Below are 14,073 nucleotides of genomic sequence, written 5' to 3' on the forward strand. Positions count from 1 at the left end.
CAAAAGACAACACAGGAGACAAGCCCATGAGGCCTGGATGCAGAAGAGGGGTGCCGCATGGCCGGACCGCCCCGCGCTGAGGTGCACGCGCGGCCACAGCCGCAGTTGTCCGTCTTCGATGCGGTGGTGATCATGGTGGGGCTGGTGGTGGGCATCGGCATTTTCCGCACGCCCTCCATCGTGGCCGATGGCGTGGGCTCGGAAGCCATGTTCATCCTGGTCTGGCTGGTGGGCGGCTTGATCACCCTCATTGGTGCACTCTGTTACGCAGAGCTGGCCGCCGCCCATCCGCATGCGGGAGGTGAATACCATTTTCTTTCGCGGGCTTACGGCCGGCCCGTGGCCATGATGTTCGGCTGGGCGCGCTGCACGGTCATCCAGACCGGCTCGATTGCCCTGGTCGCCTTCTTGCTGGGGGACTACGTCTCCCAGGTGGTGCCCATCGGCCCGCATGGGTCTGCGGTCTACGCCGCGCTGGCCGTGATCGTGCTGACGGGTGTCAACGTGGTGGGCACCGCCGCCGGCAAGAACCTGCAGATCGTGGTGACCTTCATCCAGATCGGCGCCATGCTCGCCATCATCGGTTTCGGTTTTTTCGGACCGGCCGCGCCCGCGGCCCCGGCCACCCTGGCCGTGCCCGAGGAAGCCGCCGCGCTGGGCGTGGCGATGATCTTCGTGCTGCTCACCTATGGTGGATGGAGCGACGCGGCCTATCTGAGCGGCGAGCTGCGCGATGCGCCGCGCAACATCGCCAAGGTGCTCACCCTGGGCACCGCGCTGCTGGTGACCCTGTATGTGCTCGCCAACATGGCGCTGCTCTCCATCCTCGGCCTCGATGGTCTGCGCGCGTCAGACGCCGTGGCGGCCGACATGATGCGCGCGGCGGCGGGGCCATCGGGCGAGATGCTGGTCACGCTGGCCGTGGTCGTGGCCGCCATTTCCACGCTGAACGCCACCATCTTTACCGGAGGCCGTGTGTTCTACGCCATGGGCTGCGACCTGAGCGTGATGCGCTGGATGGGCGTGTGGAACGGGCGTGGCGGAACGCCCGCGAATGCTCAGATCGTGCAGGGTGTCATCGCCCTCGCGCTCATCGCCATGGGCTCCGTCACCCCGGATGGCTTCAAGGCGATGGTCGACTACACCGCGCCGGTGTTCTGGATGTTCCTGCTGCTCATAGGCGGTTCGCTGTTCGTGCTGCGCTGGCGCGACCCGCACCGGGCGCTGCCGTTCCGCGTGCCGCTGTATCCCATCACGCCCATCCTCTTCTGCCTGACCTGCATGTACATGCTTCACGCCAGCGTGATGCACACCGGTCCCGCTGCCCTGGTCGGGCTCGGCGTCCTGATCGCAGGAGCGCCGATCCTGCTCTTCCAGTCCACGAATTCCCAACCATCAGGAGACCCATCATGATGAAACTTCGCCCCTCCTTGCTGGCCGCTGCGATCTTCACGGCAGCCTCGGCATTGGCCACCCAGGCCATGGCGCAGACACCCGCGTCCGCGCCCGCGCCCACTTACCAGCCTTCGGAGGGTCAGTCCGGCAAGGACGTCATCTGGATCCCCACGTCGCAGGTGCTGGTCGATCGCATGCTGGAGATGGCGAAACTCACCCCCCAGGACCACCTGATCGACCTGGGTTCGGGCGATGGTCGCCTCGTCATCACCGCCGCCAAGCGCGGTGCCACGGCCCACGGCATCGAATACAACCCCGACATGGTGGCGCTGTCCAAGCGCGCCGCGCAAGCCGAAGGGGTGAGTGCGCGCGCCACGTTCGAGAAGGCCGACATCTTCGAGTCCGACTTCTCGAAGGCCACCGTGATCACCCTGTTCCTGCTGCCCGAACTGAACATGCGCCTGCGGCCCACCCTGCTCGCCATGAAGCCCGGCACGCGCATCGTCTCCAACTCCTTCAACATGGACGACTGGGAGCCCGACCAGGTGCAGCGGGTGGTGGAAGGCTGCCGCACCTACTGCGAGGCCTACCAGTGGACCGTGCCTGCCCAGGTGGCCGGCACCTGGCGCATGGGCAATGGCCAGGAACTGGTGCTGGAACAGACGTTCCAGAAGCTCAAGGGCACGCTGCGACAAGGCGGCCAGGCCTTGCCCGTGCGCGATGCGCGCCTGGTCGGGACTCAGATCCAGTTCATCGTGGACGGTCTGCGCTACGCCGGCGAGGTGAAGGGTAGCGACATGCAGGGCAGGGTGAATGGCGGCAGCGCCTGGAAGGCCACGCGCGCACAATAGCGGCCGATGTCCCCCGACCGCGACGCCCTCTTCAAGACCGTGCTGCAGGTCGTCAGCATCCTGATCCTGATCGGGATGCTCTCCATGATCTTCCACAAAGGGTACGCGGACGTGTCGGTGATCTGGCGGCAGCATTCAGGCGGTGATTTCTGGGCTGCGCTGGCGCGCTACCTGTTCCGCAACCTGGCGGGCTGATCGATCGCAAACCCGTTTGCTCAGCCAGGCTCAGCAGTGCTTCGCACTCTGTAGCGCTCAAAAATTGCCGTATCACGAAAACTCGTGGACTTGGAAATTCAAGTTGCAATTGATCTCCCTCCGCATTCACCGTCGAATCCGCACAAGCGTCGTGTGAAGCGAGCGCGATTGTGCGACGTCTCGACGATGTGAGGACGGTGAGGTATGAGTGACGTTCAAATCAGGATGTCGAACAGGTTCGAGAACGTGTCCGTCCAGGGACGGAACCCGGGTGTGGGTGTCAGCACCTTCGCGCCTTGCAGCACCGCTGGCAGCGCAGCGGCCTGCGCGGGATTCACGAACACCACCCACGACGATCGGCGGCAGAACGGGTCGCCATGGCCGGCGCTCAGTTCCAGCAGAAGCGCCACCTTGCCCAGATGCTGTGCGGCCGAGGCCATGACCGGGCGCAGGTCCAGATACGTGTTGGTGATGTGCACCGCCAGCAGGCCATCGGGCTTCATGTGGCGCTGGTAGGCCTCGAAGGCTTCCAGCGTGAGCAGGTGCGTGGGAATGGAGTCGCCCGAGAAGGCGTCCATGGCGAGCAGGTCGAAAGCCTGCGGGGGATCGCGCTCCAGCACCAGGCGGCCATCGCCCAGCAGGGGCACGATGGTGGCGGCGCTGTCGGCCAGGTAACTGAAGTGCTTGCGTGCCAGGTCCAGCACCTGGTCGTTGATCTCGACCATGCGCATCTCGTCGCCCGCGCGCCCGTACATCGCGAGCGTGCCCGCGCCCAGGCCCACCACGCCGATTTTTCGTGGCCGGTCGGTCGGCAGGCTTTGCAGCGCCCGGCCGATGCCGGTGCGCTCGCAGTAGTAGGCGGTGGCGCGCCGGGGATGGTTCAGGTACTGCTCGCCATGGGTGATGCTGCCGTGCACCATGCTGCGGACCGGACCCAGACCGTCCTGGTCCATGCTGTCCTCGATGCGGGTCTGGCTGTAGAAGTTGCGCACCACTTCGGTGTAGCCCTGCACATAGTCCAGCGAGATGCTGGAGAGCCTCGCGCCATACAGCAGCAATGCGACCAGCAGGGCACCGCGTGCCCAGCGGGCGTATGGCCTGCCGCGCAGCTCGGGCCACAGCACCAGCACCATCAGCAGCGCGCACAGGAACAGACCCAGGGGCAGTTCGAAATATGCGTTGAACGCCACGGGCGCCAGCAAGCCCACGAACAGGCCGCCGAGCGCGCCGCCCACTGAAAGCATGAGATAGAACAGCGTGAGGTGGCGCACTGGTGGCCGGCGCCGAACCAGTTCGCCGTGGCACACCATGCAGAAGATGAACACGGCGGCGCTCAGCAGGCCCACCAGCACCGAGGCGCTCACGCCTTCGTTCATGGCGACATCCAGCGCCACGAAGGCCAGCGGCAGCGTGCCCAGGAACAGTGGGCGCACGTAGTAGCGCGGCGCGTCGAAACACAGGATGAAGCTCAGCAGGTACAGCGCCAGGGGCAGCACCCAGAGGAAGGGCACCGGTGCCACGTCCTGCGTGAGGTGGCGCGTGATGGCCAGCAACAGCATGGAGGCCGTGGCCGCCAGGCCCACCCACATGAGGCATTCGCGCCAGCCGGGGTGCGGTGCATGGTCTGCAGGTGCTTCTTGCGTGCGGGCGTCGGTACCCTCCTGGCGCCGCAGGGTGTAGCCCGCCGTGACCACGCAGGACAGCACGAACAGCGCGTAGCCCGCGGACCACACCCAGGCCTGTGGCTTCACCGCCATGGCCGGCTCCACCAGCACCGGGTACGACAACAGCGCCAGCATGGACGCCAGGTTGGACAGCGCATACAGCCGGTAGGGCTGCACGCCTTGCGCCACAAAACTGCGCGCGTACCAGGCCTGCATCAAGGGGCCGGTGGTGGAAAGCAGCAGGTAGGGCACGCCCACCGTGGTGGCCAGCACCCCCAACACGCTTCAGGTAGGGTGGGCCTGCGCGTCCAGCTTCCAGGAAGGATCGGCCACCACCGGCAGCGTGGCCAGGCTCAGCAGCAGCAGCGCACCATGCACCCAGGGCTGTCGGCGGGCGCTGAGCTTTTCATGGACCAGGTGGACATAGGCATACCCCACCAGCAGTTCCACCTGGAAGAACACCATGCACAGTGTCCATACCGAGGAGGACCCGCCGAACCAGGGCAGGATCATCTTGGCCACGATGGGTTGAATCTGAAACAGCAGGAATGCTGAAAGAAAAACCGTGGCGGCGAAGAGGGGCATGAAGCGGTATCCAGTGCCGGTCGGGGATCAACTGGAAGCGCTGGTCATTGATCTTGCGTGATTTCTTCTGCGCGAAGCATCAACTTCTCCAGTGTTCGCGCGAAGCTGGCAAGTTCCTCCTTGCTCAACACGTCGAACAGGAGCCGGTTCTGGGCTTCCGAATGTGGTGCGATCGATTTGAACAGGGTTTCACCTGTCGGTGTCAGCCAGAGCAACATGCGACGGTGGTTTTCCGGGTCTCTCGCCTCTTCGACCAACCCGCGCTTTCGCAAGGCGATCACCGCCCGGCTGATGTTCATCGGATGCAGGCCGGTTGCCGCGCTCACGTCCTGCGCGGCGCTGCCAGGCTTGTTGGCCAGCACCACGATGGAACGCCATTCGTTCAGGGTCAGCTCGTGCTGTTTGGCAAACTGGCCAAAGAATGGCCGGCTCATGAGGTTGGTCAGCTTGAGCAGGCGGAATCCGGCCATGTCGGGCGTCAGAACGCTGGATGTTCCGGTGGACTTCGTGCGACGCTTCGGGCGTTCCGGTGAGGGGGCTGAAGGGGTTCGTTGCATGGCGTTCATGATTTGGCGGCTGGAAAGCGACAAGAGTGCATTCTGTGCGCAGATGGTGCATTCAGGGTAAACACCGATATCGATAACATTTGATATCGATAACATTTTACAAAGTCAAGCTGATTCCAGTTTGATGACTGAGCGTAAACCGCAGGAGACACCGATGGCCCCAAGACTTTCCCCATTTCTCCCGAGCGCCGGCATGCGTCGCGTCACCACCCTGGCGCTGACGGCCCTCGGGCTGCTGACCGGTGCCATGCATCTGACCGCTTCGGCGCAGAGCGCGCCGCCCCCCTTGTTCGAGCGCTTGCCCGCATCCGTCAAGACGGCAAAGGTGCTCAAGATGGTAGGCGATTCTTTCGCTCCCTATCGAATCGTTGGAGACGACGGCAAGACCGTGACCGGAATCGATGCGGACATGGCCCGGGCGCTCGAGCCCTTGCTGGGCGTCAGGATCGACATCACCATCGTCAGCAACCTGCCTGCCATGCTGGCAGGCATCGACACTGGGCGTTACGACCTCTCAGCCGGCCCCCTGCTGTCCACCAAAGCCCGTGAAGAGCGTTATGACATCCTGACCTGGCTGCTCAGCAAACCCGCTTTCGTGCTGCCGGTGGCAGGCGGTCACAAAACCTCCCGGCTGGCCGATCTTTGCGGCCTTCGCATTTCATTTCCCGCTGGCTCGGCGCAGGAGGATTACGCCAGGAAGGTCAGCGAGCGCTGTGTTGCCAGCAAGCAGGCGTCATTGCAGATGGTGCCGCTGGCAGACCAGAACGCCACGGTGCTTGCCGCGCAGTCGGGCAGGGCCGATGTGGCAGGCATGCAGATGGCCGCAGCGCTCTACCTGCAACAACGCAATCCAGGCAAATTCACGATCCAGACCGACGAGACCGACGGCCTGGGTGTTCTGCACCAGGGCTTCGTCCTCAAGAAAAATTCCGAGCTCAGTCCGGTGTTGAACGACGCCCTCAAGGTGCTGTGGACTTCGGGTGAATACGGCCGCATCATGGACAAATGGGGCCTCACGCTGGCGAAAGCGCCGGCACCGCAGTTGAACCCATCAAGCAAGTGAGTTGAGCGTCATGTCACAAGGAGTTCTGGCCATGTCCGTCGCCGAACGCGTGCGAGCGCCCGCCTCTCAAGGCGACCCGGTGGACGTCTCGACGGCCCGCCACCGGACCAGCCCCTTTCGTTGGGGCCTTACTCTGTTGCTCGTTCTCGCAGCTGTGCAGGTGGTGTATTTCCTCTTCACCAATCCCCGCTTCGAATGGGCGGTGGTCTGGAAATACCTGTTCTCGGCGAACATCCTTCTGGGGCTGGGCACCACGCTTCTGCTGACGGTCATCGCCATGGTCATCGGCACCGTGATCGGCACCATCGCCGCGTTGGCGCTGGTGTCTGACTTCAAGCCAGGTCGCTGGGCGGCGCAGACCTACCTGTGGGTGTTCCGTGGCACACCTTTGTTGATCCAGTTGATCTTTTGGTACAACCTGGCGTACCTGATCCCCAAGATCACCATCGGCCTGCCGTTCCTGCCGCCCCTTGCGGAGTGGCCGACCAATTCGGTCATCACGCCGTTCCTCGCCGCACTGCTGGGACTCGGGCTGGCCGAAGGCGCCTACATGACGGAGATCGTGCGCGCCGGGCTCTCGTCGGTCGATACCCGGCAGCACGATGCCGCCAGGGCACTGGGCATGACACCCGCAAAGGCCTTTTTCCGCATCATCTTTCCACAGGCCATGCGGTTCATCATTCCTCCCACGGGCAACCAGATCATCGGCATGGCAAAGGCCACCGCGCTGGTCAGTGTCATTGCCATGAACGACCTTCTTCATTCCGTGCAGATCATCTACAACCGCACGTACGAAATCGTCCCGCTGCTGATGGTCGCCGTCATCTGGTACCTCGCGGTCATCACCCTGCTGTATGCCTTCCAGTCGCGCCTGGAGCGCCATTACTCCAAAGGCCACCGTCGGGACACCACCCAAACATCCCCTGCGGTCGAGCAGGCCTGAAGCGATGACGGAACAATCCATGCCCAGCGTCACCCCATCCTCCACGCCGAAAGGCCATGTGCTGCGCCTGCACAACGTCGTCAAGCGATACGGCAGCCTGCAGGTGCTGAACGAAGTCTCGCTGGACATCGACGAAGGCGAAGTGGTCGCCGTCATCGGTCCTTCGGGTTCCGGCAAGTCCACGCTGGTGCGCTGCATTCACCAGCTCGAAACCATTGAGGGCGGTTCGATCTACCTGAACGGTGAACTGCTGGGCTACCGGCAGGAAGGCCGCCAGCTTCGGGCGCTCAGCCCCAGGGACATTGCCCGCCAGCGGCAGCAACTGGGCATGGTGTTCCAGCAGTTTGTGCTGTTTCCGCACATGACGGTGGAAGAAAACGTCATGGAAGGGCCGGTGCAGGTGCACGGCGACTCCGTCGCAGACGCGAGAACACGTGCACACCACCTGCTGGGTCGTGTCGGTCTGGCGGACAAGATCACCGCGTATCCCCAGATGCTCTCGGGTGGGCAACAACAGCGTGTGGCCATCGCGCGGGCGCTGGCAATGCGGCCCAAGGTGATGTTGTTCGACGAGCCCACCAGCGCACTGGACCCTGAACTGGTGGGCGAGGTGCTCGGCGTGGTGTCCGATCTCGCCCAGGCGGGCAAGACGATGGTGATCGTGACCCATGAAATCGGCTTCGCCCGCGAGGTCGCCACGCGCGTGGTCTTCATGGAAGGCGGCCGCATCCTCGAACAGGGGGAAGCGCGGGAAACGCTGTCGAATCCGAAGACCGATCGACTCCGGTCCTTCCTCTCGCGGGTGATGTGACGGCAGTCTTTTTTTTGGCCTTTCAATAACTTTTGATATCGATAACAGAAATCCACAAAACAGCACCATGGACAACTCAGACCATCACCGACACATTCGATACCTGTCGCCGACCGGCGTCCTTGGCGTGGGCTTCTCGGAAGACCATTTCCGCGCGGCGCTCTCTCGCGGCCTGGCCTTCATCGGCTGCGATGCAGGCTCCACCGATGGTGGGCCCGCCAACCTGGGAGGCAACAAGCCGTTCTTTTCTCGCGCCGCCATCAAGCGCGACCTGCGCATCCTCGTCACCGGGGCACGTTCCATCCAGGTGCCCCTGCTCATTGGGTCGTGCGGGGGCAGTGGCGGTAACTGGAACCTGAACTGGGTGCGCGAGATCGTGCGGGAGATCGCGCAAGAGGAAGGTCTGAACTTCCGCATTGCGGTGATCGAGTCCGAGCCTCCGAGGGAGCTCTTGCTCCAGAAGTACCGTGAAGGCCGCATCCGGGCGCTGGACCCGGCGCCGGAGATCGATGAAAGCGTGCTGCGCGACGCCGACCACATTGTTGCGATGATGGGCGCTGAAGCCTATGTGGCCGCACTGGAAGGGGGCGCAGATGTGGTGCTGGCGGGGCGCTCCACGGATGCCGCCATCTTCGCTGCCATTCCTGTATCGCAAGGCTTTCCTGCGGGCCTCTGCTGGCACGCGGCCAAGATCATGGAATGCGGTGGCGCTGCCGTGGTCACCATGGAGAAGCCCGAGGGCATGATCTGCACGATCACCGACGGGCATTTCACACTGGAGCCCGTGAGTCCCACGCAGCAGTGCTCACCGCTCAGTGTGGCGGCCCATGCGCTTTATGAGACGGCCGACCCCTACCGGATGCTCGAACCTGGCGGCGAGATGGACCTGACCGGGGCGCGGTACGAGGCGGTCAACGAACGCGAAGTGCGCGTCAGCGGCAGCGAATTCCGTCCCCTGCCTTACACCGTGAAGCTCGAAGGCGCCAGGCTCATCGGTTACCGCGCCATGGTGCTCGGTGGCGTTCGGGATCCGGTCATTCTCGAGCAGTTCGACACGTGGTTCGATGGGCTCAAGGACCACATTGCCGAGAACGTCGAAGCGGTCTATGGACCCGCCATCCGCGGCGAGTACCAGATCCACTACAAGCTGTATGGCAAGTCGGGCGTCATGGGGGAACGAGAGCCGTTCCCGGAGCGAGTCGGCAACGAAATCGGCCTGTTGATGGTGACCCTGGCCAAGACGCAGGAGGTGGCGTATGCCATCGCCGGCCAGGCGGCTCACATGGTGCTTCACCATTCCGTGCCCCAGTGGCAGGGGCTGCTTTCCAACCTGGCCTTCCCGATCGCTCCGCACTTCTGGAGCCTGGGCGAGGCATACCAGTTCGTGCTCAACCACGTGGTCGAACTCGACAACCCGCTCGAACTCCATCCCATCCGTTACGAGGAGGCCTGAACATGCCACGTCTGCGCGACATCGCCAAACTCATCCGGACCAAGAACGCCGGCCCTTTCCAGCTCACGCTGGACATCATGTTTCCTGACGCCGTCAGCTATGAGCACGTGGTTGCCAGTGGGGTGATCAACAAGCCGGCCATGGCGGCCTTCTTCCAGGTCGACGAATCCCGGGTACGGCTCTTCAACTACGCACCCGGCAATGCCATCAAGGTCACGGTGCCGCGTCTGGTGCCCTCCGGGGACCCGGCGGATACCGACCTCTTCGGGGGACAGCAGTTCGGCCCCCTGGTCGATCTGGACGTTCCACCGCTGCCTGCCTGAAGACGCTGCCTCCAGGCTCCACTCCTCACATTCCACATCAAGAGACCCATCATGACCAAGTCCATTCTCCGCACCCTCGTCAAGGACGCCACCGCGTGGAAGGCCGCCGACGTTCAGAACGACCGCTCCTGGATTTACCACCTGACCACGGACGAACTCGACGAAATCGATGAAGCGTTCCAGGTCATCAAGGCCGAGGGCCTGGCCTGGGGGGAGTTCGGCAAGGAAGCGTTCCCCTTGCCGGTGTTCGGCTGCAAGCTGATCGAGATCGATGACCAGATCCGCAATGGCCGGGGCTTCGTGCTGCTCAAGGGTTTCCCGGTCGAGCGCTACAGCATCGAAGACATCAAGACGATCTACTGGGGCATCGGGACCCACATGGGCCAGGTGATCTCTCACAACGTGGCGGGCGACTTCGTGGCGGCTGTGACCGATCTCGCGCTCAACACCACCGACCCGAACCGGCGCAACAACACCACCAACCAGTTGCTCGATCCGCACACCGACCTGGCCGATGTGGTCGCGCTGCTCTGCGTTGAGAAGGCTCAGCAAGGGGGCATCAGCAGCCTGGTCAGTTCGGTGGCGATCCACAACGAAATCCTGCTGAACCATCCCGAGTACCTGGAAGTGCTGTACGAGGGCTTCTATCACGACTACCGGGGCTATGGGCCCAATGCCGACCCCAACGAGGTCACGGCCACGCCGATTCCGGTCTTCGAATACAACAACGGCCGCGTGAACTGCGCCTTTGCAAAAAGGATCATCGAAACCGGAGCGAAGAAGCGGGGCGTTCCCCTCACGCCGCTGGAGCAGGAGGCGATCGACTATGTGCACGAGCTGGGCACGCGAGAGGACATGCGCCTGGACATGCTGCTGGAGCCGGGTGACATCCAGATCATCAACAACTTCATCACGCTGCATGCGCGCAGCAACTACTTCGACCATGACGACGGCCGAAAACGCTACTTGCTGCGGATGTGGATCAACCTTGAAGACAGCGTGCAACTCTCGCCCGATTTCGCGTCTTTCGTCCGTCGTGGTATTCCCGCCATCAAACAGACCGCCTGAACCATGACCGCTGTGACATCGATGCTGGCCCGCTTCGCGGCCGATCTGCGATTCGACGACCTTCCCGTCGAGGTGGTCGAACGAACCAAGCTGCTCTTCATGGACTTGAGCGGCATCATCATCCGTTCCCAGAGCCTCGATTCCACGCTCGTGCTCAAGGACACGTTGCGCGATCTCGGGCTTGACCGGGGCGACATTCAGGTGGCGGGCACGAGGGAGCGCTGGAGGCCGCAGGCCGCAGCGCTGCTGGCAGGGGCCGCGGCCCACAGCCTTGATTTCGATGACACCCACGCGCCCGCTCAGCTGCATCCGGGAGCGCCGGTCATTCCTGCTGCGCTGGCCGCTGCGCAGATGGTGGGTGCCAGCACGCGCGAGTTGATCGGAGCCATCGTGGCGGGTTACGAAGTCATGATCCGCGTGGCCCTGGGTTTGCCGGTGCTCAAACACAGCGAGCGTGGATTCCATGCGAGCGCCACCGTCGGCGTGTTTGGTGCTGCCGCCGCAGCCGGAAACCTGTTCAAGCTCACCCCTCTGCAGATGGAACACGCTTTCGGTACCGCGCTCAGCGAATCGGCCGGCACCGGTCAGTTCGTGGTGAACGGGGCCTGGACCAAGCGCTTTCACGTGGGCAACGCCGCCGCAGGTGGTCTGTTGGCGGCATCGCTGGCTCGACGGGGCTATACCGGGGCGACCCAGGCGTTTGAGGGCAAGGAAGGCTTTTTCAACGTCTATTCGCCGGAGCCGCAGCCAGCCAGGGCTGTCCAAGGCCTCGGAACCGTGTGGGAGATCATGCAGTCGGGATTGAAGCCCTATCCCTGCTGCCGGGGTATCCATTCGCCGCTGGACGCTGTCTTTGCCTTGCATGCGCGCCACGCCATCGACATCGCCCAGATCGAATCGGTGCGTGTGGGACTGGCCAGGCGCAGTGTGTATGTGGTGGGCACACCGCAGGAACGGCGGCGCGACCCCAAGAACGTGGTGGATTGCCAGTTCTCCACCCACCTGTGCCTGTCCATCGCACTCAAGCACAAGCGCATGGGGTGGGACGACTATGAGCCGGCGTTGGCCGATGCCGACATCCGCGCGCTGATGCAGCGCATTGACGTCTATGAGGACGCCGAATGCGAAGCCAACTTCCCCGCAGCCTTCTCGGGCGTGGTGGAGATTCGCACCAGGTCTGGAGAGGTCTGGCGCGAGTTCGTCCACGCACCTCGTGGTGAGCCGCAAACCATGCTGACGCCGGGCGAGCTGCGTGCCAAGTTCTCGCTTCTGGTGAAAGACGTGCTGGGAGAGTGGGGTGAATCCACCTTGTTCGATGCCATCCAGGCCATGGATGGTGCCAACCGCATCGAGACACTTTTCGTCATGCCCCGGGAACGGTGAGGAGCTGCCATGTCGCCACCACGGGATGCCCTTGAGGATGAACTGCGCAACGACCTTGCGGCGTGCTACCGGATTTTTGCTCTGCTGGGTTGGACCGAGCTCATCTACAACCACATCACGGTGCGTCTGCCGGGACCGGAAAGGCACTTCCTCATTAACCCGTTTGGGTTGCACTACAGCGAAGTCACCGCGTCGAACCTGGTCAGGATCGACATGGACGGCCGCATCGTGGGGGCATCGAGGTGGCCGGTCAATCCCGCGGGATTCATCCTGCACGCCGCGATTCACCAAGGCATTCCCGAGGCCCACTGCGTGATGCACACGCATACCACGGCCGGATGTGCCGTGGCCGGCAACCAGGCAGGCCTTTCGATGGACAATTTCTACGCAGCGCAACTCCATGGTCGGCTTGCGTACCACGACTTCGAAGGCATCACCGTGCACGCCGACGAAGGTCCCCGCGTGGTCCGCTCCATCGGCGACAAGCGAGCTGTGATCCTGCGCAACCACGGCCTTCTGTCATGGGGTTCCCATCTCGCGCAGGCCTTTGCCTATCTGTGGACCCTTCAGCGCGCCTGCGAAATTCAGGTGGCTGGTGCTGCGCTGGGGCCAGCCACGGCCATTCCCGAGGCCATCCAGCGCAAGGCCAGCGCCGACGCCTTGCAGTTCGATACCACACGAGGTGGAGGTCGAGACGTCTTCGCGGCGCTGGTGCGGCAGGTGGATCGACTGGATCCATCATTTCGCGACCTGACCCGGGCAAAGGACTGATCGATGAAGCGCATATGCATCTACGGCCTGGGTGCCGTCGGAGGACTCATGGCGGCTCGTCTGGCGGCGGCGGGAGTGGCGGTGAACGCCGTGGCACGCGGCCCCACGCTCGCGGCCATCCAGTCCAACGGAATCGAACTCCGCGAGACGATCTCGGGTCGGTCGGTGATCACTAGACACGCCTTGAACGCTGCGGAAGCGCCGGCAGAACTGGGCGTGCAGGACCTCGTCGTTCTGGCCGTGAAGACCACCGGCATGCAGCAGGTTGCCGCCGAAATAGGACCTTTGCTGGGCAAACACACCACGGTGCTGTCGGCCATGAACGGGGTGCCCTGGTGGTTTCTTCATGGAATGGACCCGGAGCTGGCCCGCATCGGGCTGAACACGGTGGACCCGCAGCGCGTCATTTCACAAGCGATCGATCCAGCGAGTGTCATCGGCTGCGTCACGCACCTATCGGCCGCCGCTCCAGCGCCCGGCGTGGTGCAACACGTGGCAGGTCATCGGTTGATCATGGGCGAACCCATGGGCGCCGTTCCAGGTCCACGTTGCGAACAGACCATGAATGTGTTCCGAACGGCTGGATTTGAAGTGGAGCCGGCCGATTCCATCCAGCGCGAAATCTGGTTCAAGCTCTGGGGAAACATGACGGTAAACCCCATTTCGGCACTCACGGGAGCGACGGGCGACCTGATCATGGCCGACGACCTCGTTCGTGCTTTCATGTCGCGCTGCATGCTGGAGGCCGCAGCCATCGGCCGGCGCATCGGGCTGCCCATCGAAGTCGACCCTGAAGAGCGCCATGCCGTCACCTCACAACTGGGCGCATTTCGCACCTCCATGCTGCAGGACGCCGAAGCCGGGAAACCCCTGGAACTCGATGCACTGGTCGCGGCCGTGGTGGAAATCGCTCGGCAATTGCAGATTCCTACTCCCCAGATCGATACCCTGCTGGGACTTGCGCGGTTGAAGGCGCGCGTGGCCGGGATGTATTGAAACCCC

15 protein-coding genes are annotated in these 14,073 nt (G+C 63.4%); 12 read left to right on the forward strand and 3 right to left on the reverse strand.

The features are described 5' to 3' along the window. Positions 1 to 57: 57 nt before the first annotated feature. The 3 genes from ACTIF6_RS04575 to ACTIF6_RS04585 are packed head-to-tail and all read left to right on the forward strand — an operon-like array spanning position 58 to position 2,441. Positions 58 to 1,413, forward strand: a complete 1,356-nt coding sequence (locus ACTIF6_RS04575; protein WP_439586823.1) for an APC family permease — start codon at positions 58 to 60, stop codon at positions 1,411 to 1,413. Then, positions 1,410 to 2,246 carry an SAM-dependent methyltransferase gene (locus ACTIF6_RS04580; RefSeq protein ID WP_439586824.1) on the forward strand — a complete coding sequence of 279 codons (837 nt, stop codon included), beginning with the start codon at positions 1,410 to 1,412 and terminating at the stop codon, positions 2,244 to 2,246. Before ACTIF6_RS04575 ends, ACTIF6_RS04580 begins: the two co-directional genes overlap by 4 nt. A gap of 6 nt (positions 2,247 to 2,252) precedes the next feature. Then, positions 2,253 to 2,441 (forward strand): hypothetical protein, encoded by a 189-nt coding sequence (locus ACTIF6_RS04585; protein ID WP_439586825.1) that lies wholly within the window; start codon positions 2,253 to 2,255, stop codon positions 2,439 to 2,441. Between the two features lie 215 nt (positions 2,442 to 2,656). On the opposite strand, the gene ACTIF6_RS04590 is transcribed toward ACTIF6_RS04585, so the two are convergent. The 3 genes from ACTIF6_RS04590 to ACTIF6_RS04600 are packed head-to-tail and all read right to left on the reverse strand — an operon-like array spanning position 2,657 to position 5,352. Continuing rightward, positions 2,657 to 4,378, reverse strand: a complete 1,722-nt coding sequence (locus tag ACTIF6_RS04590) for a spermidine synthase (RefSeq protein ID WP_439586826.1) — start codon at positions 4,376 to 4,378, stop codon at positions 2,657 to 2,659. Positions 4,379 to 4,390: 12 nt separating this feature from the next. Beyond that, positions 4,391 to 4,690 carry a hypothetical protein gene (locus tag ACTIF6_RS04595; RefSeq protein ID WP_439586827.1) on the reverse strand — a complete coding sequence of 100 codons (300 nt, stop codon included), beginning with the start codon at positions 4,688 to 4,690 and terminating at the stop codon, positions 4,391 to 4,393. A 44-nt stretch (positions 4,691 to 4,734) separates the two neighbouring features. Continuing rightward, complete coding sequence (locus ACTIF6_RS04600; protein ID WP_439586828.1) at positions 4,735 to 5,352, reverse strand: MarR family winged helix-turn-helix transcriptional regulator; 618 nt, start codon at positions 5,350 to 5,352, stop codon at positions 4,735 to 4,737. Between the two features lie 97 nt (positions 5,353 to 5,449). Between ACTIF6_RS04600 and ACTIF6_RS04605 the strand changes: the two genes are divergently transcribed. The 9 genes from ACTIF6_RS04605 to ACTIF6_RS04645 all read left to right on the forward strand — a co-directional run bounded on the left by ACTIF6_RS04605 (position 5,450) and on the right by ACTIF6_RS04645 (position 14,067). Next, positions 5,450 to 6,319, forward strand: a complete 870-nt coding sequence (locus ACTIF6_RS04605) for a transporter substrate-binding domain-containing protein (protein WP_439586829.1) — start codon at positions 5,450 to 5,452, stop codon at positions 6,317 to 6,319. Positions 6,320 to 6,350: 31 nt separating this feature from the next. Then, positions 6,351 to 7,262 carry an amino acid ABC transporter permease gene (locus ACTIF6_RS04610; RefSeq protein ID WP_439586830.1) on the forward strand — a complete coding sequence of 304 codons (912 nt, stop codon included), beginning with the start codon at positions 6,351 to 6,353 and terminating at the stop codon, positions 7,260 to 7,262. A gap of 19 nt (positions 7,263 to 7,281) precedes the next feature. Beyond that, positions 7,282 to 8,073, forward strand: a complete 792-nt coding sequence (locus ACTIF6_RS04615) for an amino acid ABC transporter ATP-binding protein (RefSeq protein ID WP_439586831.1) — start codon at positions 7,282 to 7,284, stop codon at positions 8,071 to 8,073. A 67-nt stretch (positions 8,074 to 8,140) separates the two neighbouring features. Beyond that, positions 8,141 to 9,526 (forward strand): acyclic terpene utilization AtuA family protein, encoded by a 1,386-nt coding sequence (locus ACTIF6_RS04620; protein WP_439586832.1) that lies wholly within the window; start codon positions 8,141 to 8,143, stop codon positions 9,524 to 9,526. 2 nt (positions 9,527 to 9,528) lie between these two features. Further along, complete coding sequence (locus tag ACTIF6_RS04625; protein WP_439586833.1) at positions 9,529 to 9,849, forward strand: DUF4387 domain-containing protein; 321 nt, start codon at positions 9,529 to 9,531, stop codon at positions 9,847 to 9,849. A gap of 51 nt (positions 9,850 to 9,900) precedes the next feature. Continuing rightward, on the forward strand, positions 9,901 to 10,917 hold the full coding sequence (locus tag ACTIF6_RS04630; RefSeq protein WP_439586834.1) for a TauD/TfdA family dioxygenase: 1,017 nt from the start codon (positions 9,901 to 9,903) through the stop codon (positions 10,915 to 10,917). Positions 10,918 to 10,920: 3 nt separating this feature from the next. Continuing rightward, positions 10,921 to 12,300, forward strand: coding sequence for an MmgE/PrpD family protein (locus tag ACTIF6_RS04635; RefSeq protein ID WP_439586835.1), 1,380 nt, complete (start codon positions 10,921 to 10,923; stop codon positions 12,298 to 12,300). A gap of 9 nt (positions 12,301 to 12,309) precedes the next feature. Continuing rightward, a complete protein-coding gene (locus ACTIF6_RS04640; RefSeq protein WP_439586836.1) occupies positions 12,310 to 13,071 on the forward strand; it encodes a class II aldolase/adducin family protein in 762 nt (253 codons plus the stop codon). A gap of 3 nt (positions 13,072 to 13,074) precedes the next feature. After that, on the forward strand, positions 13,075 to 14,067 hold the full coding sequence (locus tag ACTIF6_RS04645; RefSeq protein ID WP_439586837.1) for a 2-dehydropantoate 2-reductase: 993 nt from the start codon (positions 13,075 to 13,077) through the stop codon (positions 14,065 to 14,067). Positions 14,068 to 14,073: the final 6 nt, after the last annotated feature.

The organism is Hydrogenophaga sp. (assembly GCF_051860785.1).
Lineage (GTDB): Bacteria > Pseudomonadota > Gammaproteobacteria > Burkholderiales > Burkholderiaceae_C > Hydrogenophaga.